Genomic DNA, 24,852 nt, shown 5'->3' with positions numbered 1-24,852 from the left:
CAAAGCGGGAGGGCCGGCCGGGGATGACCAGCCGCAGTGAAGCGACCGCCGTCTGGGACGGCGATCAGAGTGGCAAGGTCATCGGCGGCCGTTATGAACTGGGCGGTCTGCTGGGCACCGGCGGCATGGCCGAGGTGTACCGCGCCAGGGACGTCCGCCTCGACCGCTCGGTCGCCATCAAGCTCTTCCTCAGCGGTGCCACGCCGGAGGACCAGATCCGGCTCGACCGCGAGGCGCAGATGCTCGCCGCGCTGCACACCCCCGGCGTCGTCACGGTGTTCGACACCGGCTCCCACCGCGGGCGGCCGTACTACGTGATGCAGGTGGTCGACGGCGGCACGCTGCGCCAGCGGATGCGCCACCCGCTCCCGCCGTCGCTGGTCGCGCGCATCGGCGCGCAGGTCGCGGACACGCTGGACTTCGTCCACGCGTGGGGGATCGTGCACCGCGACATCAAGCCGTCGAACATCCTGCTGGACGACACCGGGCGGCAGGCCTACCTCGCCGACTTCGGCCTTGCGCTGCAGGCCCACGCCACCCGCGTGACCCGTTCCGGGCTGCTCGTCGGCACCGCCGGGTACCTCGCGCCGGAGCAGCTGCGCGGCCGGGAGGTCGCGCCCCCGACGGACATCTACGCGCTCGGCCTCGTGCTGCTGGAGTGCCTCACCGGCCAGGCCGAGTACCCCGGCGGCGACACGGAGGCCGCACTGGCCAGGCTGTCCCGGCCCGCGCGCGTCCCGGCGGGACTGCCGGAGCCGTGGACCGAGGTCCTGGTGTCCATGACCCACTCCGACCCGAGCCGCCGCCCGCGCGCCGCCCAGTGCGCGGAGCTGCTGCGCGCCGCGCAGGCGGCCAGCGTCGGCGTGCCGCCGCTGACGGACATCAAAGCGGCCTTCGACGACGAGCCGACGAGCAGCACACCGATCACCAAGCGGGCACCCGCCAGGGTCGGCGTCGTGCTCGCGGGCGCGGTCGCCGCGGCGCTGATCGCCGTCGCGGTGGCGCTCGCGACCACCACCAAGGACGAGGATCCGGGCGACCTGCCGGGATCGGGCGGTTCGGGCGGCGCGAAGCAGTCCACCGAGACGGTCACCGTGGTGAAGCCCCCGCCGGGTTCGCGCCGCCAGCCACCACCCGGCTGCCCGCCGCTGCCCGAGGGCGTGGAGCCGCCACCGCCGCTGCCCAACGGCAGCCCGCCGCCGTGCCCGCCGCCCCGGTCGGACGCCGTGGCACCGCAGTCCTAGCGCGGTGACCGCGATCCCCGCCGGGGGTCACGCGGCCACCGCGCCAGCGGGTCAGACCGCGCGCAGCGCGGGCAGCAGCTCGCCCTTCGCGAAGTCCAGGAAGTCCTCCTGGTGGTCGCCGCCGACCTGCACCAGCGCGAGGTCGGTGAAGCCCGCGTCGCGGAACTTCGCGACCGCGGCGGCGATCGGCTCGACGTCCGGCCCGCACGGGATGTTGTCCGCCACGTCCTCCGGCGTCACGTACTGGCTCGCCGCCGCGAACCCGGCCGTGCCGGGGATCTCCGCGTTGACCTTCCAGCCACCCGCGAACCAGCGGAACTGCTCGTGCGCCCGCGCCACGGCCTCGTCGCGGTCCGGCCCCCAGCTCACCGGGAGCTGACCCACCTTGCGCGTGGGCCCGCCGTCGCCCTTGAACACGTCCCACTGGCGGCACAGGTCCGCGTCCGGTTCCACCGCGACCATCGTGTCCGCCACGGGGGCGAACGCCTGCACGGACTGCTTGCCCGACACCGCGACCGCGAGCGGCACCCTGGTGGAGGGCAGGTCCCACAGCTTCGCCGAGTCGACCCGGAAGTGCTGCCCCACGTAGTCGACGTACCCGCCGTCGAACAGCTGGGAGATGATCTCGATCGCCTCGGTCAGCATCTCGTGCCGCACGTTCACCGGCGGCCAGCCCCGGCCGATCACGTGCTCGTTGAGGTTCTCGCCCGAGCCGAGGCCCAGGGTGAACCGGCCGCCGCTCAGCTCCTGCACCGTCGCGGCCTTCTGCGCCACGACCGCCGGGTGGTAGCGCATGGTCGGGCACGTCACGTAGGTCATCAGGTCGATCCGCTCGGTCGCGACGCTCACCGCCCCCAGCACGCTCCACGCGTAGGGCGCGTGCCCCTGCTCGTCGAGCCAGGGGAAGTAGTGGTCGCTCATGACCTCGAAGTCGAAGCCGGCGCGTTCGGCGCTCGCGGCGTGCTCGACGAGGGCCCTCGGCCCGGCCTGCTCGGTCATCAGGGTGTAGCCGATGCGCATGGTGGTCCTCCTAGACGGCGGCGAAGGGCAGGTCGACGAGGTCGGAGCGGAGGTTGTCCAGCCCCACGTACACCGAGGACGCGCCGTGCTCCCGCAGCTCGGCCTCGCTGAACCCGCCGGTCAGCAGGCCCACGACCGGGAGCCCTGTGCGCCGGGCCGCGTCGCAGTCCCACACCGAGTCGCCGACCACGACGGCCCGTTCGGAGTCCACTGTGGACAGGGCGGCCTGGAGCAGGTCGGGAGCGGGCTTGGAGTCCTCCGCGTCCTCGGACGTGGTGAACCCCGCGATCACGTCGCGAACGTCGAGCAGGTCGAGGTAGTGCTCCAGGTGCTCGCGCTTGCCGGAACTCGCCAGCACCACGGCGAAGCCGTGCTCGGTCGCCGCCGACGTGATCAGCCGGTGCGCGCCCTCCAACGGCTGGACCTCGGCCAGGAGACCGTCGAACTCGTCCTTCCACGCCTTGCGGACCGCGTCGCCGTGCTCGGCCTCGGCGTGCTCGCCCGCGACCGCCTCGACCAGCCGGTCGCCGCCCATGCCGATGGCCCGGTGCACCCGCCACGCGGGCACCGTCAGCCCGACCGACCGGAACGCGCGCAGCCAGGCCACCGTGTGGTGGTAGTTCGTGTCCACCAGCGTGCCGTCGACGTCCAGTAGCAGCGTGTTCGTCATGCCACGGCGGTTTCCCCCGCCCCTCCGGGGTGAAACACGAGTCCGACGGGGATCACCCGGCGGTACCGTTCTTGAGCGGTCAACCTTGGTCAGCTCCACCCCGGTTCTGGGACGCTCGACCACATGCTGCCTCCACGAGGAGCCACGAGTTCGCTCATCGGCATCTCGGACGCCTTCGACGTGCCCGTGTTCGTGCGCCGGTCGACGCCGCTCACGCCGGACGTGCGCCCCAAACCCGCTGTCGTGGCGGGCGTCGTCACACCGTGGCCCAGAGCCGGGGTGGTGCCCGCCTCCGGCGCGTACCGGGTCGGCACGACGTGGCGCGACGTCATCGACGCGGCGACCTCGGTGGGCCGGGACCGGACCGCCTGGCTGGCCGCCGTGCCGTCGCTGGCGTGGGCGGAGATCCTCGCGCGGAGGTCACCGCTGTCGGCGTACCTCGTCCGCACCCGCCACCGGTCGTCCACCGGCGGCACCGGGTTCACGCTGGAGCCGAACGTCGTCTACACCGACGGCACGGAGGTCACGGCCAGGGCGGCGTTCGGCTACCGCGCCGGAATGACGATGGCCGAGTGGGCGTGCCGCGGCCTGATGGGGCTGGGGGCCACCGTGCACGCCGAGGAGCACTCGCCGACCGGCGCCGGGTGGGCCTGGTCGTCCACGACGGGGCTCCCCGACCTCGTCGGCTACCACCCCCGGACCGGTCTGCCGTGGCTGGTCGAGGCGAAGGGGGCCAAGCGGCTCGGCAGGACGGGGCTGGCGAAGGGCGCCGAGCAGCTCCGCAGGCCGGGACTCATGGACGGACCGCACGTGAAGGTGCTGTGCGGCACCAGCCTGACCGACCGCGTGTTCGTGACGCTGGACGTGGAGGAGGCCTCCGGTGCCCCGGCGTCCGCCACGGCCGCCGACGACGATCGGCTGCTCACCCTCGCCCTGTCCCGGATGCTGGTCCACCTGGCCCTGGTCGCCATGCCGAGGCGGGAGTGGAGCGTGCTGCCGGTCGGCGCGGGCGTGACCGAGCGCGGCACCCGCCGCGGCGGGATCGGCCTGGTCACGCTGCTGGAGGAGGACCGCTCCACCATGGACGAGCGCGAGACCGCCCGCCGCGAGGACGGCCACCGCGACCGGCGGCTCGACATGCTCACCGGCCGGGTGCCCGGCACCGACCTCGTCGTCGGCATGTCCCGACGCCTGTTCGGCGCGTGCGCCGCCCTCGCGCGGGTCGAGGCCGAGGTGGCGTCGGTGGTCGACGACGAGCTGCCGAGGCCGAGGGTCGGCGCGCCGGAGGACGAGGTGGAGCGGACCGAGCAGGAGCGGCGGCTGATCCAGCGGCAGGTGGAGCGGCGGCGCTGGTCCGACGCCGTCGAGCGGACCAGGGAGGGGTTCGAGGAGGGCGCGGACCGCAGCTGGGAGGACCTCCTCCAGAGCCCGGTGACCTTCACGCCCGATCCTCGGCCGGGATTCCTGGAGGCGGCCACCGAGGACACCTACCTGGCCGTGGACGCCACGGCCGTCTCCGCGGTCCAGCGCTGAGGCCGCGGGGGCTGGTGTCGAGAGGGCTGCGGGGTGCGTTCCGGCGCTGCGCCGATCGGGCCGTGGACGCCACGGCCGTCTCCGCGGTCCAGCGCCGAGGCCGCGCGGGCCGGTGTCGAGGGGGCTGCGGGGTGCGTTGCGGGTGTGTCCTCGGTCCGGCGCTGGGTCGGTGCCGGGCCGTGGCCGCCACGGCGGTGTCCGCGGTCCAGCGCCGAGGCCGCACGCACCAGGGCCGTGGAGATCATGTCCCGGCCGTGCTCGTCGGCCGCCTTGGTCCAGCGCTGAGGCCGTGCGGGCCGGTGTCGACGGGGCAGCGGGCGCGTCCCGGAGGAGCCCGGAAGCCGTGAGACCGGATCCTGGTCACACCGCCGCGGTGAACGGTCCGCGCACCCACTCCCGCACCTGCCGCTGCCCGCGCAGCCGCACCACCACCAGGTCCGGGTGCCGGTCCTCCGAGATCAGGCGCCGAACCCCGGCCCGCACGGTCGGGTGCCGCCGCCACGCCTCCCTGACGATGTGGTCGGGGTCGGTGAAGAACGTCCGCAGCGGCCCCTCGACGTTCCCGCCGGGGATCGGGGTGCCGCCGCCGAGCCTGCGCCGCACCGTCCGCACGACGGTGCGGCCGACGGTCAGCGCTCGCGGGTGGTCCAGCCACACCAGCACCCGGGTGCGGGCGGTCAGCTCCTCGCGGACCTCCTCGCCCTGCCACTCGATCGCCCACACCGGGCCCGCGACGAACGCGAGCACGTCCTGCCGCCACGTCTCCCGGACCGTCCAGCCCGGAGCGTGGTAGAACGACTCGAACTGCGTGAACGGCACGCCCAGCGGGCCGCAGAGCCGTTCGGCGAGCGTGGACTTGCCCGCCCCCGCTGGTCCCGCCACGGCGAAGCGGCGGGGGTGCTCCAGCGGGAGCGGGTCGTCGTGGGAGAGCAGGCGCACGAGCGACCAGGCTAGACGTAGATCGCCAGCGTGAGCGTCCCGAGCCAGACCAGGCCCAGCACCTGGAGGACGTGGTCGGTGCGGGCGAGGTCGTCCGGGGCACCGGCCTTGCCGCTGTCGACGTCCACGGCGTAGCGCAGCACGGCGATGACGAACGGCACCATCGACAGCGCGCCCCAGCTGTTGTGCGTGCGCTGGCTGATCTCGAACGCCCACAGGCCGTACGTCATGTTCATGACGGCCGCCGAGGTGGCCCAGACGAACCGGAGGTAGGTCTCCGAGTACTTCGTCAGCGAGTGCCGGATCGCGGCGCCGGTCGACTGGTACAGCTTGATCTCCGCGTACCGCTTGCCCGCCACGATGAACAGCGAGCCGAACGCGGTGACGAGCAGGAACCACTGCGAGGGCACGATGTCCGCCGCGACCCCGCCCGCGATGCACCGCAGCAGGAAGCCCGAGGCGACGACGCACAGCTCCAGCACGGGCTGGTGCTTGAGCCCGAAGCAGTAGCCGAGCTGCACCACCAGGTACACGGCCATGATCACGACGAGCGTCCAGTTGGCCGCCGCCGCGACGCCCAGCGACCCGAGCGCCAGCACCACCGCGGCGCCGTGGGCGAGCGGCACGGGCACGACGCCCGCGGCGATCGGCCGCAGCCTCTTCCTCGGGTGCTCCCGGTCGGCCAGCACGTCCTTGGCGTCGTTGACGAGGTAGATCGACGACGCGGCCAGGCAGAACGCGGCGAACGCGAGCGCCGCGGAGCGCAGCACGTCGGCCTCGAAGATCCGGGTGGAGGTGAACGGCGCGGCGAGCACCAGCACGTTCTTCGTCCACTGGTGCGGGCGTGCGGTCCGCACCAGGCCGAGGAACGTGCGCCACGGCGCGGGACGGACGTCGGCTGTCGCGGCCACGGTCATCGCTCCTCCGGTCCGGGTCGGCGGGAGGTGAGGCGCCGCACGCCGCCCGCGACGAGGGCACCGAGCAGCGATCCCGCGATGACGTCGCTCGGGTAGTGCACGCCCAGCACGAGCCTGCTGAGCACCATCGGCGGCACCAGCAGGGGGGTGAGGGGCTGCTTGGTCAACGCGCCGTAGAGGATCGCGGCGGTGGTCGTGGACGTGGCGTGCGAGGAGGGGAAGCTGAGCCCGCTCGGCGTCCCCGCCAGCACCCGCACGTCCGGGTGGTCGGGCCGCCCGCGGCGCACGACCCGCTTCACCACGATGGACGCGGCGTGCGCGGCGACCACCGACCCGGCCGCGACCGTCCACTCGCGACGGTGCTCGCGGTCGACGGCGGCGCCGACCAGGCCGAGCGCGAACCAGCCCGCGCTGTGCTCGCCGAACAGGGACAGCGCCTTCGCCGCGCGCACCACCGGTGGTGATCCGATCGCCGACTGCACCGCGCTCAGCGCGAGGGCTTCCCGCGCGCTCATCGAGCCGGTCATCGCATGGCCTCCCAGCCGAACAGGGTCTTGCGCTGGTGGGTGAGGGTGTACCGGCCCGAGGGGTAGCGGGCCTCCGTCTGGTAGACCTGGGTCGAGTGCGCGCCGGGGAAGTCGCGCATCCCGGCGGTGAGCGCGGTGATCGACTGCGACACGAGAACGTCGCCGAAGAGGCCGCCGCGCACGGGCTGCCAGGTGGCGTCGGAGATGCCCCCGGTGGCGGTGTCGCCCCACTGCACGGCGTAGGAGACCGGCTCGATGATCCCGTCGCGCAGCTCCGGCTGGCGCTGGCAGGGGAACAGGAACGCGAACTGCCACGCGACCGCCACGGCGGCGTCCCTCGGCACGTAGTCCTTGAGCGGGACCGCGCGCTGCACCGACGGGGCCGTGACGGCGAGCCAGCCGCCCCAGCCCATCGAGCCGTCGGCCGCCACCAGCCGCACGGTCTCCGCGCCCGACGGCGCGGGCGGCAGCACGAGGTTGCGCCAGATGACGCTGTCCTGCTGGTCGGTGATCGGCGTGGTGCCCAGGACCCTGCCCGTCGCCGTGCCGAACTCGACGGTGAGCGTGTTGCCCTGACCGAGCAGCCCCGAGACCAGGACGGCCGTGGCGTCCGGGCCGCCGTCGAGCACGAACCACGGGGTGGTCAGCTTCCCGACGGTCTGCTCGGGGAACTCCTGGCCCGGCCGGTCGACCAGGCTGCCCCACGCCGTCTCCCCCGCTCCGCCCTCGGGCGGGGGAGCGGAGGGGAACCAGCCGCGGCCCTGGGCGAACGCGGACCCGTCGACCGGGGGCTGGCCCGCCAGCTCCGCGAGCGGCTGCGCGCCGCGCACGTCCAGCACGTCGATCGCCTCCGCCGCCCCGCAGTTCGTGGCGAGCGGGTCGCGGACGTTTGCCGCCCACGGCGACCACGTGCCCAGCGTCTGCACGGTGGCGTAGGAGAAACCGCCGACCAGGTAGGTGATGTTGGCCAGGAAGAACAGCACCACCACGACCGGGACGGCCACGACGACCGCGAGCTTCCGCCAGTGCGGCAGCGTGCGGGCCACCAGGAACGCCACCACCCCGATGGCGATCAGACCCCAGTAGGGCTTGTCGAACCTGATCACCGACACACCGGGCGAGACGTTCGGGTTCGGGATGCCCAGCAGCCACGAGTACGGCCACTTGTTGGCCCCGTGGAACGCGAGCGCCATCATCGCCGACACGCTGACCACCGCGCCCAGCACGACCGGCACCGACAGCTTCCGGTCGCGCGTCAGCTCCCGCACCAGAGGTACCGACCCGACCAGCAGCAGCGCCAGGAACGCCGACCCGATGCCGGAGAAGCTGCCGAAGTGGTGCGTCCACTTGCTGGGCGTGAACCACAGCAGCAGGAACGCGAACAGCGTCGACCAGCCCGCGAGCGCCAGCCGGGGCGGGACGGGCACGCGCCGCGCCCGCGCCGAGGTCACCAGCACCACGAACCACACCAGCGCGACCAGGCACAGCAGCACGGGAGCGCGCTTGGCGTAGTTCGCCATCGGGTCGCTCGTGTTGAGCAGGAACGTGTACCGGGAGATCTCGGTGTACCAGCTGTCCTGCCCGGCGATGCGGAGGAAGATGTCCTGCGCGTGCACGAAGTCCCGCAGCGTGCCGTCCGAGAACGCGAAGACCACGGCCACCGCGCCGGGTGAGAGCACGCCGAGCGTCCGCGCCAGCACGGTCTTCCAGTCCGCCGTGCCGTCGGTGTCCTTGCGCAGCAGCGGGATCAGGAGCGGCAGCCCGGCGACCAGCGGTGCCAGCACGGTGAAACCGGTGGGGTGGGCGAAGAACCCGACGCCCGCGACGCCGATGCCCGCGGCGAGCGGCGTGAGCCGCTGCGACTCCACGGCCTTCGCGACGGCCAGCAGCGTGAGCGCACCGCACATCGTGACGACGCCCTCGGGCCGCACGCCCATGTCCAGCGGTAGCCACCACACCAGGAACGCCGACGCGAGCACGACCCGCGCGCCGCGGTCGACCCACGGGCCGCGCCGCGACCAGGCGGCGGGGAGCACCCCGGCCCGCGCGACGAACCAGCGGACCGCGAACCACGTCACCAGGCCGAACAGCAGGGCCGGGACGCGCAGCACCACCGGGGCCGTGCCGAACAGCACCTGCCACTCGGACAGGAAGTAGTAGAACCAGGCGAACGGCGTGAAGCCCTGGTTGAGCAGCTGGTAGTAGTTGCCGACGTAGCCGGTGACGTCGACGTTGCGCGCCATCGCGCTGTAGTAGCCGTCGTCGTCGGACATCGGGGCCAGGAACACCCACAGCACCATGACCGCGGGCACCACGATGTCGACCAGCCGCGGCCGGAACCCGGTGCGCGGCAACGAGATCCGCGTGTCCATCCGCACCAGGCCGGCGACCGCGACCAGCGCGGCCAGCGCCAGCAGGACCATCAGCACGACCTTCGCGGTCGACGGGCTGGTGGTGAACTGGTCGTCCACCCGCACCGACACCGACAGGTCGTCGGCGGTCGCGCCGTCCAGCGCGGTGAGCGTGGTCGCCAGCGAGTGCACGTCCGGCAGGACGCCGCCGTGGCTGATCTCGGTGCCGTCCAGCAGCACCGCGAGCCCGTTCCGGTCGCCGCGCACCCGGTAGGCGCAGTCGCCCGCGGGCAGCGGGGAGTCCAGCAGGGTCGTGCCGGTGGCCCGGATCAGCAGCCGGTCGCCCACCGTGCGGACGCTCAGCCCCCGTTCGTCCACGGCCGGTACGCCGGGGTCCATGGTGGACACGACGACGCCCGCGCCACCGGCGGCGCGCGCGGTGTCGCAGCTGAACCGGACGTCCAGGCCGAGCGGCTTGTAGGCGCCCAGCGCGAGACTGGTGGACCGGGGCGCCGAGACGTCCTCCGGCCACTGGACGGTGGGGTCGTTGACCGTCACCGGGGCCAGCGGGAGCAGACCCGCGAACACCACGGTGAGCAGACCCGCGACCAGGACGATCGTGCGGAGAGCCGGTCCGCGCCGACGGGGCGGCGGAGTGGACTCGACCTCGGGCGCAGGGGTAATCGTTGTCGTCACTCGTGGTGGTCCTCAGTCGGCTGGGTATTCATCGACGAGCCGTGAACGTAGTGCCGCTCAATTACGTGGAGGACGTGGTCGCGCCTTCCGCTGCAACGTTTGCGTTAACCACGTGAGCAGCGTGTTACGGGCCGGGAACAGGGGCGTTCCGCCCTGCCGGTTGCCGTTATGGTTCGGCGATCCCCGTGTCCGCGTCGTGTGAGGTGAACCGTCCTGAGCGCTCCCACCAGCGGCGGAACGAGGTCCATCGGTCTCGTCGGCGCCTGCGTCGTGGCGTCCGGGCTGCTCGTGAACGCCTACCTGGCCGTGGTCGCGAGGAATCTCACGCCCGCCGAGTACGGGTACTTCGGCGCTTTCTGGTCGCTTTCCCTGCTGATCGGATTCGGCGCGTTCCTCCCCGTGGAACAGGAATTGGCCAGGCTGTCGCCGAACACGGCGATGAGGGCCGCGACCCGCGTCGCGCTCGGTCTCGCCGCCGTCGAACTCCTGCTCGTCGCGGCGGCGTCACCGCTGCTGCTCGACCCGCTCGGGGGCGAGCCGTGGGCGGTGGTGGCGGTCGCAGCGCTGTGCCTGGTGTCCGCGGGCCAGTTCCTCGTCCGGGGCGCGCTCATCGGCAGCGGGCGGCTCGCGTGGCACGGCGGCCTGCTGGTGGTCGACACCGCGCTGCGGGTGCTGTTCGCGCTCGGTCTCGGCTACGCCGTGGTGACGGACAGCGCCGGGTTCGCGTGGACCCTCGTCGCCGCCATCGCGCTCGCGCACCTTCCGCTCCTGCTCACGCTGCCCCGCGGCGCGGGCGAGGTGTCCACTTCGGACTTCCTGAGGTCGTTGCTGCCGCTGCTGTTCGGCTCGGTCTGCGCCCAGCTGCTGCTGAACGGCCTGCCGGTCGTCGTCGCGGCCACCGCGACCGACTCCGACACCGCGGGCCGGTTCCTCGCGGCGTTCCTGCTGGTGCGCGTGCCGCTGTTCGTGGCGGTGCCGCTCCAGACCGCGCTGCTCCCGTCGCTGACGCGGTTGGCGCGGGAGGGCGGCCGGACCCTGGTGCGGACGCTGGTGAAGCTGACCGCCGCCCTGGCCGCGCTCGGTGTGCTGGGCGCGGTGTTCGCGGCCCTGCTCGGCCCGTGGCTGGTGCGCCTGGTGTTCGGCGCGTCCTACGTGCTCGCCGGCGGCGACCTGGCGCTGATGGCGGTCGGCGTCGTCGCGCACCTCGGTCTCATCACCACCACCCAGGCGCTGGTCGCGTCCGCGCTGCACGCCGAGGTCGCACGGGCCTGGCTGGTCGGCATCGCCTCGGCCGCCGCGGTGTTCGCGCTCGTGCCGGACCTGCTGCTGCGCGCCGAGCTCTCGTTCCTCGTCGGGTCCGGCCTCGGCTGGATCACCGGCGTGCTCCTGCTCATCACCTCCGGAGAGGACAGTCGTGCACGACGACCTCGTCATCGCGTTGACCTACTACGCGCCCTACGTGTCCGGGCTGACCAACTTCGCCAGGGACGTCGCTGAGGGCCTGGCCGAACGCGGGCGCGGGGTCAGGGTGGTCACCACCCGGCACGACCCGTCGCTGCCCGCGGAGGAGGTCGTCAACGGTGTGCGCGTGACCCGCGCCCCCGTGCTGGCGAAGCTGGGCAAGGGCACCATCAGCCCCGAGTTCACCCGCGCCGTCGTGCGGGCGTCCAGGACGGCCCGCGTGCTCAACGTGCACCTGCCGATGCTGGAGGCGGGCCTGGTCGCGAAGGGCGCGCGCTGCCCGGTCGTGCTCACCTACCACTGCGACGTCAGCCTGCCGCCCGGCGTGCTGAACACCGTGCAGGGCAAGGTCGTCGACGCGTCCAGCAGGCTCGCCATGAAGCACGCGCGGATCGTCGCGGTGACCAGCGAGGACTACGCCGAGCACAGCAGGCTGTGGCCGTCGATCCGACCGGCGATGGCCGCCGTGCCGCCGCCCTGCCGACCGGTGCCCGCCGGGGAGCCGTCGTTCCGCGACGGCGACGGCCCGCACGTCGGGTTCCTCGGCCGGATCGTGGAGGAGAAGGGCGTCGAGTTCCTGGTCGACGGCTTCCGCGCGCTCGACGACCCGGACGCCCGCCTGCTGATCGGCGGCGAGTTCGGCAACGTCGCGGGCGGCAGCGTCATCGACCGCGTGCGGAAACGGATCGACGGCGACCCGCGCATCAGGCTGCTCGGGTTCGTCCCGGACGAGTCGCTGGGCGACTTCTACGCCTCGCTCGACGTGTTCGCGCTGCCGTCGGTCAACGCGTTCGAGGCCTTCGGCATCGTCCAGGTCGTCGGGATGCTCGCGGGCGTGCCCGCGCTCGCCAGCGACCTGCCGGGCGTCCGCATCCCGGTGCGGGAGACCGGGTTCGGCGCGCTCGTGCGGCCCGGCGTCGCGAGCGACATCACCGACCGGCTGCGCGACCTGCGCGACAGCCCGCCGGACCGCGCCGCGGGCGTGGCCGCGGCGGCCGAGCGCTACAGCGTGCCCGCCGTGCTCGACGCCTACGAGGAGCTGTTCGCGAAGGCACGCCTCTGAGCCGTCGCCGGGGTCCGCCGCTCGTCCCGGTGGGCCCCGGCGACTCCCACCGCGCCGCTAGTCCTCACCGCGCACGATGGTCGGTTCCTCGTCCCACCACTCGCGCGGGGGGACCTGGAATTCTCGCGTCTCGGGTTCCTGCGTCGACGTCAGCTCCATCGTGACTCCCGTGGGCTCTGGAGGTCTTCCGGACGGTACGGACGATTTCTATGCGCCGTCTACACGGGCTTCGGCGTGGTCGAGGGCCGCCAGCTCCCGCCGCAGCGCGCCGAGCAGCCAGCGCGACCCCGACATCCACGGCTGGTTGGTGTGCAGGCAGACGTGCACGCCGCCGCGGTACACCGACAGGGCGACGCCCACCGCGTGGCCCGCCGCCACCGGCGCGACCGGGTACACCTCCCTGAGGTCCGCGCCGTCCATCCGCAGCGGCAGCGCGGGCAGGTGGACGCTCGTCACGAGCGCGTCGAACAGCAGGGGTGCGCAGCGGCCCGCCAGCGGTGTCGCCAGGCGGTGCACCGCGGCCGGGATGCGGTCCGCCAGCAGCGGCAGCGCGCCCGCGCCCCGGTCAGGGCCGACGGCCTTGTTGCGGTCCATGTCCGCGCGCACCGCCCGCAGACGGCGCCGCGCGTCCGGCTCGCCGACCGGCAGGTCGCACAGGAAACCGGAGATCTGGTTGCCCCCACCGCCCCTCGGGTCGCGGCCCCGCCTGCTCACCGGGATCAGCGCGCGCACCGTCGCCCCCTCGCCCGCGCTGTCGTGCGCCACCAGCCACTGCCGCAACGCGCCCGTCACGAGCGCCAGCAGCACGTCGTTCACCGTGCCGCCGTGCCGCTTGCGCACCCGCTGCACCTCGTCCAGGCCGAGCCGGGCCATCACGACCTGGCGCGGCCGGGCCGACCGGGTCAGCACCGGCGACCGGGTGCCCGGCGTGCGTGCGCTGCGCAGCACCGCGGAGGCGATGGTGGCCGTGCTCGCCAGTTCCCTCAGCGAGTCGACCACGGTGGTGGCCAAGCCGACGGGGCCCGGCTCCGATTCCCGCGCGACGGGCACGTCGCGGCCCAGGTCGTCCAGCAGCCGCAGGCCGAGGCCGACCGCCTTCGTGCCGTCGCACAGCGCGTGGTGCAGCTTCACCACGACCGCGAACCGCCCGCCCGCGAGGCCGGTGACGACGTGCAGCTCCCACGGCGGACGGCCGAGGTCCAGTGGTTGGGCCATGAGCGCGGACACCAGTTCGGCGAACCGGTCCTCACCGCCGTGGGGGCGCAGGTGGTGCCCCGTCACGTGGTCCTCGACCGCGAAGCGCGGGTCGTCCACCCAGGAGGCGCCGCCCGGCGGCAGCCACGACGCCCTGGTCCTCTTGCGCAGCTGGGAGATCTCCTGCGCCCGTTCGCACAGCAGCGCGACGATCCGCGCCGGGTGCACCGGCTGGTGCGGCGAGAACGTCGCCACCGCGCCGAGGTGCATCGGGTTCCTGCCGTCCTCCAGGCAGAGGAAGGCGACGTCCAGGGGGCTCAACTGGTGTGCGGTCATGTGTGGAGGTCCTCCGCCGACGGCGTCCGGAACGCGTCCAGACAACCAGGCGAGGATGACGGCGGTGAGGCCACCACGTGACAGGAGACCGTCGCGCAGGACCGATCGGGTGATGCGTCAGCCGACGTGCACGCGGATGGCCGTCCCCGAGTCGCCCGAGTGCACGCGCACCAGGTCGCAGAGCAGGTTGACCATCACGACGCCGTACCCGCCCTGCGCGCTCGCCGACGGCCTGAGCCTGCCGACCATCGGGTCGCGCAGCGTGCCCTGGTCGCGCACCTCGCACACGACGGCGTCGCCCTCCTGCCACACGAGCAGCTCACCGCCGCCGTTCGCGTGCTCGATGCTGTTCGTGGTCAGCTCGTTCACCGCGAGGACCAGGTCGTCCACCCGGTCCTCGGTCAGGCCCGCGGTGGTCGCGTAGTCGGTGACGAGCCTGCGGGTCGCGGGCAGGCTGTGCATGTCGAACCAGTACGCCACCGCCGAACGAGGGGGCGTGGGCAGCGGCACGTTGAAGTCGGTGACGATCCGCCGGGGGTCGTCGTAGCGGGGGCTGGGGCGGCGGTCGCCGTCGGCGAGCAGCACCGGGTGGGTGCGCTCGGCGTCGACCAGCACGTCCGGTGCGAGCCCCGAGGTGTCGTACGGGCACAGGATCGTCGCGTCGACGCCGTTGAACGCGGTGTTGATCAGCGCCTCGTGCTGCACGCAGGCCGGGTACTCGGTCACCGACCGGCCGGCCCAGATCGGCTCGCCGATGATGCGCACGCGCGACGGGTGCTCGTTCGAGAACGGGGTCAGCACGCCGGGGATGATCCGGCCGGGGTTGCGACCGCCCTGCGTCATGTCCAGGAAGCGCACGTGCTCGGACTTGGCGCCCAGTTCGTCGCGGATCAGGTCGACGTTGTACGACGGCACCGCCACGAGCACCGGCTCGCCGCCCGCGAGTCCGTCCAGGACGAACGGCACCGTCGCGGCCAGGTACTGGTCCCGGTCCTGGTAGAACAGCGCTTCGTGTACGAAGTCGACCATCGAGCAACCTCCCGTGGCGGGTCACCGGTGTGGTTCCCGCTCGCGGTGGCCGTGAAACCACAATGATCTGAGACGCTCGTCATGGTTTGCGGCGCAGGCAGATCCTCGTCCTCGGGTCGAGCCCGTGGGCCGCCTCCCGCGCCACGACCTCCGCCAGCCCCGGCGTCAGGTCCTCGACCGGCCGGAACCCCAGCCGCTCGTAGTACGGCCCGTTCCACGGCACGTCCCGGAACGTGGTCAGCGTCAGGCCGCCCAGACCCCGCTCGGCCGCCCACCGGTCCACGTGGTCGAGCAGCGCGCGCCCGACGCCCCGCCGCGCGCGGTCGGGGTGGACGCTCACCTGCTCGACGTGCGCGAAGCCGTCGACCTCCTCCACGGCGATCCACGCCACCGGCTCGGGGTCGGCCGCGACCCACACCTGCCCGAGCGCCCGCAGGTGGGTGAGCACGGCGAGGGGGAGCGGGTCGTCGTCGGCGATCTCCGGCATCCCGATCGCGCGGAACGGCTCGCCGGAGGCGATCTCGATGCCCTGGAGCGCGACGAGTTCGTCCGGGCGTGCGAGGCGGATCTCCACGGGGGCAACGTACGCCGCCCCCGCCCCCGCACGCCCGCGACTACTTCTTGGTGTCCGCCGGGGCCCGTCTGCCCAGCAGCGCGGACGCCACGTCCTCGTGGTTCGGCAGCAGCCGGTCGAGGTCCGTCACGGCGATCACCTTCCGCACGTGCGGCGGGGTGCCCGCCAGTCGCAGCCAGCCGCCTGCCCGGTCGGCGCGGGCACGGGTGCGCACCAGCGCGCTCAACGCCTGCGCGCCGCAGAACCTGACCCCGGACATGTCCAGCACGATCCTGGCCCGGCCCTCGGTGACCAACCGGTCCAGCTTGTGCATCAGCTTCACCGCGGCGGCCTGGTCGACCTCGCCCCGCACGGCCACCACCACGCGCCCCGCGCGGTCGGTCTCGACCGCGAGCGTCATCGTTTCGCGAGGCACGTCAGGCGACCCTGACCCGGCCGTCGGAACGGCCGCGGTGCTCGATCAGGCTCAGCAACAGGCCCTCCCTGGTGGACCACGGGCAGATCTCGACCACGTCGCGCCCCGCGGTCGACATCAGCGCCTCCGCGACGACGGCGCCCGCGAGCGACTGGCGGGCGCGGTGCGCGGAGATCCCCGGCAGCCGCGCGCGCTGCCGCGCCGACCGCGAGGCCAGCCGCGGGATCCACGAGCGCAGGTCGGCCAGCGTCAACTGCCGCGCCACCGCGGGGCCCTCGCGCTGGGGACGGGCGCCCGCGAGCCTGGCGAGCTGCTCGAACACCTTGGAGCAGCCGACCGCGCGGCCCTCGGCCGTCACGGGCAGCACCGTCTCGATCCGCTCGACCAGGTGGTCGCGCAGCTCGCGCAGCCTGCGCGGCGTCGTCGCGGCGTCGTCCAGCCACTCCCTGGTCAGGGTGCGCGCGCCCAGCGGCAGCGACCGGGCGAACTCCGGCGTCTCCGCCACGCCCGCGGCGATCTCCACCGTGCCGCCGCCGACGTCCAGCACCACCAGCGGCCCGGCCGACCAGCCGAACCAGCGGCGGGCGGCCAGGTACGACAGCCGCGCCTCCTCCGGCCCGGACAGCACGCCGAGCCCGACGCCCGCGCGGACGGCGACCTGCTCCATCACGTCGGCGCCGTTGGCGGCGTCGCGGATGACGGAGGTCGCGAACGGCACCAGCGTCGACACCTCGGCCCGGTCGGCCAGCCGCCGGGCCTCGCGCACCGCGGACACCAACTGGTCCACGCCCGCCTTCGAGATGCGCCCCCGGTCGTCGAGCGTCCGGTCCATCCGCAGCCGCACCTTGTGCGACACCTCGGGGTGCAGGAGCGACCCCTGTGCCCGGTCCACCACGACGAGCTGAGCGCTGAAACAGCCGACGTCGAGAACTCCGACCCGCTCGGGTCTACCGGGCATTCCTGCGCCTCCTGAAGTCGTGCGGGGACCGGGTTCATGCCCGCTGGGGCACTCGATCAAACCCACAGTGTCCCAGGTAGGGCAAATGTCACCGTGGCGGCGGTAGCGCACTGGGCCATTGGGAGGAGGGCGAACTGGACCGTCCGTGACGCGGTCCGGCACCCGTCCGACGGGTGCCGCGGTCCGACCCACGACCCGCGCGGAACGGACCGGGGCCCGTCCGGCGGCCTACGCGGAGCGCGACGGCGAACCGGCCACGTCCTCCCGCGCGCGGGACGGGAGCAGCGGGGACGCCGAGCAGGAGGAGATCCGCGCGCGACGCCGACCAGCGGACGCACCCCGGCCGAGGGCCCCGGTGCGGGGCGCCCCGTCAGCGCGCGACGGCCAGCTCGGCCCAGACGGTCTTGCCGTTCCCGTCCGGCTCGACGCCCCAGCTCTCGCTGAGCGCGTTCACGATGATCATCCCCCGACCCCTGGGGGACTCCGGGCTGACCGGTCTCACCACGGGCAGGGCGGAGGAACGGTCGTGCACCTCGATGCGCACACCGTCGTCCGTGCGGCTCACCGTGAGCCGCAGCGGCCCCTCCGCGTGGTCCGCGCCGTTGGACACCAGTTCGGTGACCACCAGCGCGGCGTCGTCCGCGAACTCCTCCGGCAGGCCCCAGTTCGTGACCGCTTCGTCGACCAGACGTCGAGCCCGCGAGCACGAACCGGACTCCGCCGGGAGCTCAACGGCGACGGGTGTCGCTGGTTCGTTCAGCACATCCCGCTCCCCGCTCGCCCTTGATCGGCCGGACCGCATCGTCGCACATCCACCGGACGGTCCGCCGCTTCGGCCACCCGGTGCTCGCGCCGGGCCGGTCCTTGCTGCACGATCTCTGGGTCACGGCATCGGTCGTGCGGAAGGACTCGGGACGATGGACTTGCAGGTGCGCAGTGAGGCCCGCGGCGAGTGGGAGGTCGTGGTGGTGTCCGGCGAACTCGACGCCGAGACCGTGCCCACCCTGTCCGAACACCTCGAACGCGCGGTCGCGGGCCCCGTCCGCCGGACCGACCGGGTCGTCCTCGACCTGGCCGACCTCCAGTTCATGGATTCCACGGGACTGGCGCTCATGGTCGACTGGCACCGCAGGCTCGGCGGCGGGCTCCGCCTGGCCTCGATGCGCCCCGCCGTGCACAAGCTGTTCCGCCTGACCGACCTCACGGGCGTGATGAGCATCCACGAGACCGTCGGCGACGCGACCGCCGAACCGCACTAGCCCACCGGCCGGGCCGCCCGCCACGCGCGGAAGTGCACCTCGATCGCGTCGGTGGGGGAGAGGTGGCGCGGTCGCCACCCCAGCAGGCGGTGGGCCTTCGCGCTGGTGACCAGCTCGTCCTGGTCGGCGGCCACCTGGAGCACCCCGCCAGCCTCGGCGGGTTCCAGGCTGACCTCCGCGGTGTGCCCGGCCGCGCGCAGCGCCTCCCGCTGCACGTCGATCGCGCGCAGCCGCTGGTCGTCGGCGAGGACGAAGGTCTCGCCGTCGTAGCGGGCCGGGTCGCGCAGCACGGCGGTGTAGGCGTCCGCCAGGTCCTCGACGTGCACCCAGCTCCACCGCTTGGCCGTGTCGCCGTAGAAGGCGGTCAGCCCCGCGAACCACTGGCCGAGCATCGAGGTGCCCGCCGCCCCGCCGTAGAGGAAACCGGGCCGGACGACCGTGTGGGGCAGGCCCGAGTCGGCGAGTTCCCGTTCGAGCTGGAACCGGAAGTGCAGCGGGCTGGCGGGGTTGCCGGGTGTGGTCTCGTCCATCAGCGGCAGACCGGTGCGGCCGTAGGCGGAGATGCCGGTGGTGTAGACGAGGTGGCGCCCTCGGCCGTCGTCCTGCCGCGCGGCGAGCAGTTCGGCGAACAGCCGCCGGTCGCTGCCGACGGGGTCGCCGAGGTCGAGCACGGTGTGCACGACCGCGTCCGAGTCGCGCAGGTGCGAGCGCCAGGAGTCCGGCTGTGCGAGGTCGCCGAGCACCGGCGTGACTTCGACCGCCTCCAGGGCGCGTTCGCCCGCCGACGAGCGGGTCAGGCCCAGGACGGTGTGCCCGTCGCGGCTGAGGGCGGCGGCGATCCGGGAACCGGCGTAGCCGGTGGCGCCGGTGACGAGGACCTTCATGCTCCGCTCCCGTGGAAGAAGTCGGCGAGCCGCTCGGCGAGCCAGCCGGGGTTGTCGGTGCCGATGGTGTGGGCGCTGCCCGGTACGACGTCCGCGCGCACGTCGGTCGCGGCCTCGCGGGCGCCGTCGAGCAGGATCCGCTGCGGCAGGCCGTGCTCGCCGTTGAGGACGAGGACCGGCATCTCCAGCCGTGCGGCGGCGCGGGCCGCCCGACCGTCCTCGACCAGCGTGGCGTAGTGCTCGAACCCGCCCCGCATCCCGCCGGGCGCGCGGTAGGCGCGCAGCAGTTCCTCGCGGTGCGCGGGGGTCATCCGCCCGGCGGTCATCATCGACCAGAAGCCGTCGAGGTAGGCGTCCTCCCGGCCCGCCGTGAGCATCTCGGCGAGGTCGACCTGGGCGTGGAAGCCGAAGTGCCACGAGCCGCCCGCGGCGACGTCCATGAGCCGTTCGAGGCCGAACCCCGGCAGGGCCGCCTCGCTGAGCACCAGGCGGCGGACCTCGGTCGGGTGGGCCGCGGCGTAGGCGTGGGCGACCATCGAGCCGATGTCGGTGCCCACCAGGTCGACCTCGGTGAACCCCAGGTGCGCGACCAGGTGGTGCAGGTCCTCGGCCTCGTCGCGCTTGGTGTAGCGGCCCGCGGGCTTGCCCGAGTCGCCGGAGCCGCGCAGGTCCGGCGCGATCACGGTGAAGCCCGCGGCGGCGAGCGGCGGCATGGTCGGCCGCCACCCGGTCCAGGTGAACGGCCAGCCGTGCACGAGCAGCACGGCCGGGCCGCTGCCGCCGACCACGTGGTGCAGCCGCACCCCGTTGACCTCGGCGTAGCGGTGGGTGAAACCGGGGAGACCCGCGACGGGGCCGCCCGGTGGTGGTGTGGTGATGACGTCCTCCTCCAGCAGTGAACTTTGCTTGCCCAGGCAAGTAGTAGTCGAAAAACTTTGCCTGGTCAAGCAAAGAAGGGCAGAATGGCCGGGTGACCGACGAGGAGCCGCTGGCCGCGGACGAGATGCTGCTGTGGGCGACGCTGGGACGGCTCGTCCACGCGCTGCCGAGGGTGCTGGAGGACGACATGGGGCGCGCCACCGGCCTGTCCATGACCGACTTCGCCACCCTGCTGACCCTCGACCGGGCCCCCGACCGGCGGCTGCGCATGTCGGAGCTGGCCACGGCCATCGGGCTCACGCCGTCGCGCGTCACCAGGGTCGTGGACGCCCTGCGCGCCCACGGCCTGGTCGACAAGGAGCGGCACGGGGCGGACGCGCGCGGCAACGTCGCCGTGCTCACCGAGGCGGGCCGCGCCCGGCTCGCCTCAGCCGCGCCCGCTCACCTGGCCATCGCCCGCCGCCGCGTCCTGGACCACGTCCCGCCGGACCTCGTGCCGGTCGTGGCGAAGCTCCTGGTGGTCATCACCGACGCCACCACCGGCCCGCTCAAAGCGGTCTAGTGGCCGCGAACCCCTGCCGGGGTTCGTGCCGCTCAGGGCGGGGGATCCACCTGAGCCGCGCGAGACCCGGTGAGGATTGCGGTCACCGCACTAGGCCCCCTCGCCCATGCCGAGGTAGTAGGCGATCAGCCGCAGCAGGTGGTCGGTGTCGACCGGCTTGGTCACGTAGTCCGTCGCGCCCGACGCCAGGCTCTTCTCCCGGTCGCCCTTCATGGCCTTGGCGGTCACCGCGATGACCGGCAGGTCCTCGTAGTGCTCCATCGCGCGGATCGCGGCCATCGTCGCGTTGCCGTCCAGCTCCGGCATCATGATGTCCATCAGCACGAGCGTCACGTCGTCGTACTGCTCCAGCGCCCGCACGCCCGCGATGCCGTTGTCCGCGTAGATCACCTGGAGCCCGTGCAGCTCCAGCACGCTCGTCAGCGCGAACACGTTGCGCAGGTCGTCGTCCACGACCAGCACCTTCTCGCCGTGGAACCGGGTCGGCGCCGCGGGCAGCGGGTCCGGCGCGACCAGCGTCGCGGGCGCGGTGGCCACGGCGGCCTGCGCGGGCCTGCCGCGGGTCACCGACACCGACGGCGAGGTCAGGTCCGGCAGCGGTGCCGGGATCTCGGCGGGCTGCCCGGTCTTCGTCAGCGGCAGGTACAGCGTGAACGTGCTGCCGACGCCGGGTTCGCTGCGCACGTTGAGCCTGCCGTTGAGCAGCTGCGAGAGCTCCCGGCTGATCGACAGGCCGAGGCCCGTGCCGCCGTACTTGCGGCTCGTGGTGCCGTCGGCCTGCTGGAACGCCTCGAAGATCACCGACAGCTTCTCGGCCGGGATGCCGATGCCGGTGTCGCGGACGTCGAACGCGAGCATCGACGTCGTGCGCGGCCACGCCATGTCCGGCGCCTCCTGCGGCTGCGCGTGCCGGATGTGCAGGTCGATCCCGCCCTCGTGGGTGAACTTGACCGCGTTGGACAGCAGGTTGCGCAGGATCTGCTGGAGCCGGTGCTCGTCGGTGTGCAGCGTGACGGGCACGTCCGGCTCCACGCTGATGTGGAACTCCAGGCCCTTCTCCGCCGTGAGCGGCAGGCACAGCGCCTCGACGTAGCGGACCAGCTCGGCCACCCGCACCGGCTCGGCCTGCACCTGCATGTGCCCGGCCTCGACCTTCGTCAGGTCCAGGATGTCGTCGATCAGCTGGAGCAGGTCGCTGCCCGAGGAGTGGATCGTGCGCGCGAACTCGACCTGCTTCGGGTTGAGGTTGCCGTCGAGGTTGTCCGCCAGCAGCTTCGCCAGGATCAGCAGGCTGTTCAACGGGGTCCGCAGCTCGTGCGACATGTTCGCCATGAACTCGGACTTGTACTTCGACGCCGACGACAGCTGCTTCGCCCGGTCCTCCAGCTCCGCCGACCCGGCCCGCAGCTCCTGCGCCAGGCGCTGCGACTCGGCGAGCAGCGCGTCCGTGCGGGCGTTGGCCAGCATGGTGTTCACGTTGACGCCGATGTTCTCCTTCAACTGCTCCAACAGGTCCAGGTGCACGTCGGTGAACTCGTTGACCGTGGCCAGCTCGATCACGCCGAGCGTCTCGCCCTGGAACAGCACCGGCAGGATGATCAGGTTCGCGGGCGTCGACGAGCCGAGTCCCGACGAGACGGTCAGGTAGCCCGGCGGCACCCCCGTCACCAGGATGGTCTTCTTCTCCAGCGCCGCCTGGCCGACCAGCGACTCGCCCGGCGCGAACCGCACCACGCGGCCGTCCGGCCTGCCGTAGCCGTAGCTCGCGGTCAGCTCGAAACCCTCCTGCTGGAACAGGAAGAACGCGCCCTGCTGCGCCGACACGAGCGGCGTCAGCTCGCTCATGATCAGCGACGCGACCGCGTCCAGGTCGCGGTGGCCCTGCATCAACCCCGAGAGCCTGGCCAGGTTCGTCTTCAGCCAGTCCTGCTCCTGGTTGGTGCGGGTCGTCTCCTTGAGGTTGCCGATCATCTGGTTGACGTTGTCCTTGAGCTCCGCCAGCTCACCGGACGCCTCCACGGTGATCTGGCGGGTCAGGTCGCCCGCCGTCACCGCCGTCGCCACCGCCGCGATGGCGCGCACCTGCGTGGTCAGGTTGCTGGCCAACTGGTTCACGCTCTCGGTCAGCTTCTGCCACGTGCCGGACACACCGTCCACTTCGGCCTGACCGCCGAGGCGGCCCTCCGTGCCGACCTCGCGGGCGACGCGCGTGACCTCACCCGCGAACGAGGAGAGCTGGTCGACCATCGTGTTGATGGTCGTCTTCAGCTCCAGGATCTCGCCGCGCGCGTCGACGTCGATCTTCTTCGACAGGTCGCCGAGCGCCACCGCCGTGGTGACCTGGGCGATGTTGCGGACCTGGTTGGTCAGGTTGCCCGCCATGAAGTTGACGTTGTCGGTCAGGTCCTTCCAGGTGCCCGCCACGTTCGGCACGCGGGCCTGGCCGCCGAGGATGCCCTCGGTGCCGACCTCGCGCGCCACGCGCGTCACCTCGTCGCCGAACGACCGCAGCGTGTCGACCATCCCGTTGATCGTCTCGGCCAAGGCGGCGATCTCGCCCTTGGCCTCGACGGTGATCTTCTTCGACAGGTCGCCGTTCGCGACCGCCGTGGCGACCGTCGCGATGTTGCGGACCTGCCCGGACAGGTTGTCCGCCATGGAGTTCACGTTGTCGGTGAGGTTCTTCCAGGTGCCCGCGACGCCCGGCACCTTCGCCTGCCCGCCGAGCCGCCCGTCCGTCCCGACCTCGCGCGCCACGCGCGTCACCTCGTCGGCGAACGAGGAGAGCTGGTCGACCATCGTGTTGATCGTGCTCTTGAGTTCGAGGATCTCGCCGCGCGCGTCCACGGTGATCTTCTGCGACAGGTCGCCGCCCGCGACCGCCGTCGTCACCTGGGCGATGCTGCGCACCTGGGCCGTGAGGTTGTCGGCCATCGAGTTCACGTTGTCCGTCAAGGCCTTCCACGTGCCCGCGACACCGGGCACCTGCGCCTGCCCACCCAGCCGCCCCTCGGTGCCGACCTCGCGCGCGACCCGGTTCACCTCGTCGGCGAACGAGGAGAGCTGGTCGACCATCGTGTTCAGGGTCGTCTTCAGCTCCAGGATCTCGCCCTTGGCGTTCACCGTGATCTTCTGCGACAGGTCGCCCTGCGCCACCGCCGTGGCGACCTGGGCGATGTTGCGGACCTGGCTGGTCAGGTTGCCCGCCATCGAGTTCACCGAGTCGGTGAGGTCGCGCCACGTCCCGGCGACACCGGGCACCGTCGCCTGACCGCCGAGCCGTCCGTCGCTGCCGACCTCGCGGGCGACGCGCGTGACCTCGCCCGCGAAGGAGGAGAGCTGGTCGACCATCGTGTTGAGCGTCGTCTTGAGTTCGAGGATCTCGCCGCGGGCGTCGACGTCGATCTTCTGCGACAGGTCGCCCCGCGCCACCGCCGTGGCGACCTGGGCGATGTTGCGGACCTGGCTGGTCAGGTTGCCCGCCATGAAGTTCACCGAGTCCGTCAGGTCGCGCCACGTGCCGCCGACGCCGGGCACCTGGGCCTGGCCGCCGAGCCGCCCCTCCGTGCCGACCTCGACCGCCACGCGCGTCACCTCGCCCGCGAACGAGGAGAGCTGGTCCACCATCGTGTTGAGGGTGTCCTTCAGCTCCAGCATCTCGCCCGCGACCGTCACGGTGATCTTCTGCGTCAGGTCGCCCTGCGCCACGGCCGTCGCGACCTGCGCGATGTCGCGCACCTGCGCCGTGAGGTTGCCGGACATGAAGTTGACCGAGTCCGTCAGGTCCTTCCAGATGCCCGCCACGCCCGGCAGCTCGGCCTGCCCGCCCAGCCGCCCGTCCGTGCCGATCTCGCGCGCCACGCGCGTCACCTCGCCCGCGAACGTCCGCAGGGTGGCCGTCATCGAGTTGAACGTCTCGGCCAGCGCCGCCAGGTCACCGCGCGCGGTCACCTGGATCTGCTGCGTCAGGTCGCCGTCCGCGACCGCGGCGAGCACCCGGCTCAGCTCCGTCGTCGGGCGCATCAGGTCTTCGAGCAGCCCGTTCACCGACTCGACGGCCATCGCCCACCCGGCCTGCCCGTCGTCGGGCGCGATCCGCTCGTCCAGCCGCCCCTCCTGCCCGACGGCCTGCCGCACCCGCACCAGCTCGCCCACCAGCCACTGGTTGCGCCCGGCTATCTCGTTGAACACCTCGGCCAGCTCCGCCGCCACACCACCGCCCGCGGGCACCAGCCTGCGGCGGAAGTTGCCGTCGCGCATGTCCCGCATCGCGGCGAGCACGCGCTCCAGCGCCGCGTCGCCCGTCACGTCGGTATCGTCCAGCCCCGTCGTCACTACAGC

Annotated in this window: 21 protein-coding genes; 6 read left to right on the top strand and 15 right to left on the bottom strand. The window is 72.9% G+C overall.

The features are described from left to right. Positions 1-23: 23 nt before the first annotated feature. On the top strand, positions 24-1,244 hold the full coding sequence (locus tag VFZ92_RS26015) for a serine/threonine-protein kinase (protein WP_330878655.1): 1,221 nt from the start codon (positions 24-26) through the stop codon (positions 1,242-1,244). A 51-nt stretch (positions 1,245-1,295) separates the two neighbouring features. Here the strand turns inward: VFZ92_RS26015 and VFZ92_RS26010 are convergent, their stop codons facing one another. Together VFZ92_RS26010 and VFZ92_RS26005 are read right to left on the bottom strand one after the other, a co-directional pair. Next, positions 1,296-2,264 (bottom strand): TIGR03557 family F420-dependent LLM class oxidoreductase, encoded by a 969-nt coding sequence (locus VFZ92_RS26010; RefSeq protein WP_330878654.1) that lies wholly within the window; start codon positions 2,262-2,264, stop codon positions 1,296-1,298. Positions 2,265-2,274: 10 nt separating this feature from the next. Beyond that, entirely contained in the window at positions 2,275-2,934 is a 660-nt protein-coding gene (locus tag VFZ92_RS26005; RefSeq protein WP_330878653.1) for an HAD family hydrolase, read from the bottom strand. A gap of 123 nt (positions 2,935-3,057) precedes the next feature. On the opposite strand from VFZ92_RS26005, the gene VFZ92_RS26000 reads away from it, so the two are divergent. Next, positions 3,058-4,467: a hypothetical protein gene (locus VFZ92_RS26000; RefSeq protein WP_330878652.1), complete on the top strand. Its 1,410-nt coding sequence runs from the start codon at positions 3,058-3,060 to the stop codon at positions 4,465-4,467. A 360-nt stretch (positions 4,468-4,827) separates the two neighbouring features. Here the strand turns inward: VFZ92_RS26000 and VFZ92_RS25995 are convergent, their stop codons facing one another. Genes VFZ92_RS25995 through VFZ92_RS25980 form a run of 4 tightly spaced genes read right to left on the bottom strand, consistent with a single transcriptional unit; the run spans position 4,828 to position 9,897 of the window. Further along, positions 4,828-5,406 carry an adenylate kinase gene (locus VFZ92_RS25995; RefSeq protein WP_330878651.1) on the bottom strand — a complete coding sequence of 193 codons (579 nt, stop codon included), beginning with the start codon at positions 5,404-5,406 and terminating at the stop codon, positions 4,828-4,830. Positions 5,407-5,417: 11 nt separating this feature from the next. Next, the gene (locus tag VFZ92_RS25990) at positions 5,418-6,323 is read right to left on the bottom strand and encodes a decaprenyl-phosphate phosphoribosyltransferase (RefSeq protein WP_414720013.1); all 906 of its coding nucleotides are present in this window, start codon (positions 6,321-6,323) and stop codon (positions 5,418-5,420) included. After that, positions 6,320-6,850, bottom strand: a complete 531-nt coding sequence (locus VFZ92_RS25985; protein ID WP_330878649.1) for a phosphatase PAP2 family protein — start codon at positions 6,848-6,850, stop codon at positions 6,320-6,322. The genes VFZ92_RS25990 and VFZ92_RS25985 overlap by 4 nt, the downstream gene beginning before the upstream one ends. Further along, positions 6,847-9,897: an arabinosyltransferase domain-containing protein gene (locus VFZ92_RS25980; RefSeq protein ID WP_330878648.1), complete on the bottom strand. Its 3,051-nt coding sequence runs from the start codon at positions 9,895-9,897 to the stop codon at positions 6,847-6,849. Before VFZ92_RS25980 ends, VFZ92_RS25985 begins: the two co-directional genes overlap by 4 nt. Positions 9,898-10,167: 270 nt before the next feature. Between VFZ92_RS25980 and VFZ92_RS25975 the strand changes: the two genes are divergently transcribed. After that, on the top strand, positions 10,168-11,394 hold the full coding sequence (locus tag VFZ92_RS25975) for a hypothetical protein (protein ID WP_330878647.1): 1,227 nt from the start codon (positions 10,168-10,170) through the stop codon (positions 11,392-11,394). After that, positions 11,312-12,421, top strand: a complete 1,110-nt coding sequence (locus VFZ92_RS25970) for a glycosyltransferase family 4 protein (protein WP_330878646.1) — start codon at positions 11,312-11,314, stop codon at positions 12,419-12,421. The genes VFZ92_RS25975 and VFZ92_RS25970 overlap by 83 nt, the downstream gene beginning before the upstream one ends. 207 nt (positions 12,422-12,628) lie before the next feature. Here VFZ92_RS25970 and VFZ92_RS25965 read toward each other — a convergent pair whose 3' ends face one another. The 6 genes from VFZ92_RS25965 to VFZ92_RS25940 form a co-directional block, all read right to left on the bottom strand. Next, positions 12,629-13,951 (bottom strand): wax ester/triacylglycerol synthase family O-acyltransferase, encoded by a 1,323-nt coding sequence (locus tag VFZ92_RS25965; RefSeq protein ID WP_330878645.1) that lies wholly within the window; start codon positions 13,949-13,951, stop codon positions 12,629-12,631. 117 nt (positions 13,952-14,068) lie between these two features. Beyond that, positions 14,069-14,980, bottom strand: coding sequence for a sensor histidine kinase (locus tag VFZ92_RS25960; RefSeq protein ID WP_330878644.1), 912 nt, complete (start codon positions 14,978-14,980; stop codon positions 14,069-14,071). Positions 14,981-15,059: 79 nt separating this feature from the next. Next, positions 15,060-15,554, bottom strand: a complete 495-nt coding sequence (locus VFZ92_RS25955; protein WP_330878643.1) for a GNAT family N-acetyltransferase — start codon at positions 15,552-15,554, stop codon at positions 15,060-15,062. A 40-nt stretch (positions 15,555-15,594) separates the two neighbouring features. After that, entirely contained in the window at positions 15,595-15,969 is a 375-nt protein-coding gene (locus tag VFZ92_RS25950) for an STAS domain-containing protein (protein WP_330878642.1), read from the bottom strand. 1 nt (position 15,970) lies between these two features. Beyond that, positions 15,971-16,927, bottom strand: a complete 957-nt coding sequence (locus VFZ92_RS25945; RefSeq protein WP_330878641.1) for an exopolyphosphatase — start codon at positions 16,925-16,927, stop codon at positions 15,971-15,973. 370 nt (positions 16,928-17,297) lie between these two features. Beyond that, positions 17,298-17,690, bottom strand: coding sequence for an ATP-binding protein (locus tag VFZ92_RS25940; protein ID WP_330878640.1), 393 nt, complete (start codon positions 17,688-17,690; stop codon positions 17,298-17,300). A 154-nt stretch (positions 17,691-17,844) separates the two neighbouring features. Between VFZ92_RS25940 and VFZ92_RS25935 the strand changes: the two genes are divergently transcribed. Continuing rightward, complete coding sequence (locus VFZ92_RS25935) at positions 17,845-18,186, top strand: STAS domain-containing protein (RefSeq protein WP_330878639.1); 342 nt, start codon at positions 17,845-17,847, stop codon at positions 18,184-18,186. On the opposite strand, the gene VFZ92_RS25930 is transcribed toward VFZ92_RS25935, so the two are convergent. After that, a complete protein-coding gene (locus VFZ92_RS25930) occupies positions 18,183-19,070 on the bottom strand; it encodes an NAD-dependent epimerase/dehydratase family protein (protein WP_330878638.1) in 888 nt (295 codons plus the stop codon). The two genes, VFZ92_RS25935 and VFZ92_RS25930, sit on opposite strands and share 4 nt — an antisense overlap. Next, positions 19,067-20,017 carry an alpha/beta hydrolase gene (locus VFZ92_RS25925; RefSeq protein WP_330878637.1) on the bottom strand — a complete coding sequence of 317 codons (951 nt, stop codon included), beginning with the start codon at positions 20,015-20,017 and terminating at the stop codon, positions 19,067-19,069. The genes VFZ92_RS25930 and VFZ92_RS25925 overlap by 4 nt, the downstream gene beginning before the upstream one ends. Before the next feature lie 23 nt (positions 20,018-20,040). On the opposite strand from VFZ92_RS25925, the gene VFZ92_RS25920 reads away from it, so the two are divergent. Then, positions 20,041-20,511, top strand: a complete 471-nt coding sequence (locus VFZ92_RS25920; RefSeq protein ID WP_330878636.1) for a MarR family winged helix-turn-helix transcriptional regulator — start codon at positions 20,041-20,043, stop codon at positions 20,509-20,511. A gap of 90 nt (positions 20,512-20,601) precedes the next feature. Here the strand turns inward: VFZ92_RS25920 and VFZ92_RS25915 are convergent, their stop codons facing one another. Then, entirely contained in the window at positions 20,602-24,780 is a 4,179-nt protein-coding gene (locus VFZ92_RS25915) for a HAMP domain-containing protein (RefSeq protein WP_330878671.1), read from the bottom strand. Positions 24,781-24,852 lie beyond the last annotated feature (72 nt).

The organism is Umezawaea sp. (assembly GCF_036375055.1).
Taxonomy (GTDB): Bacteria; Actinomycetota; Actinomycetes; order Mycobacteriales; family Pseudonocardiaceae; genus Umezawaea.
This window is presented reverse-complemented; position numbering and strand designations above follow the sequence as displayed.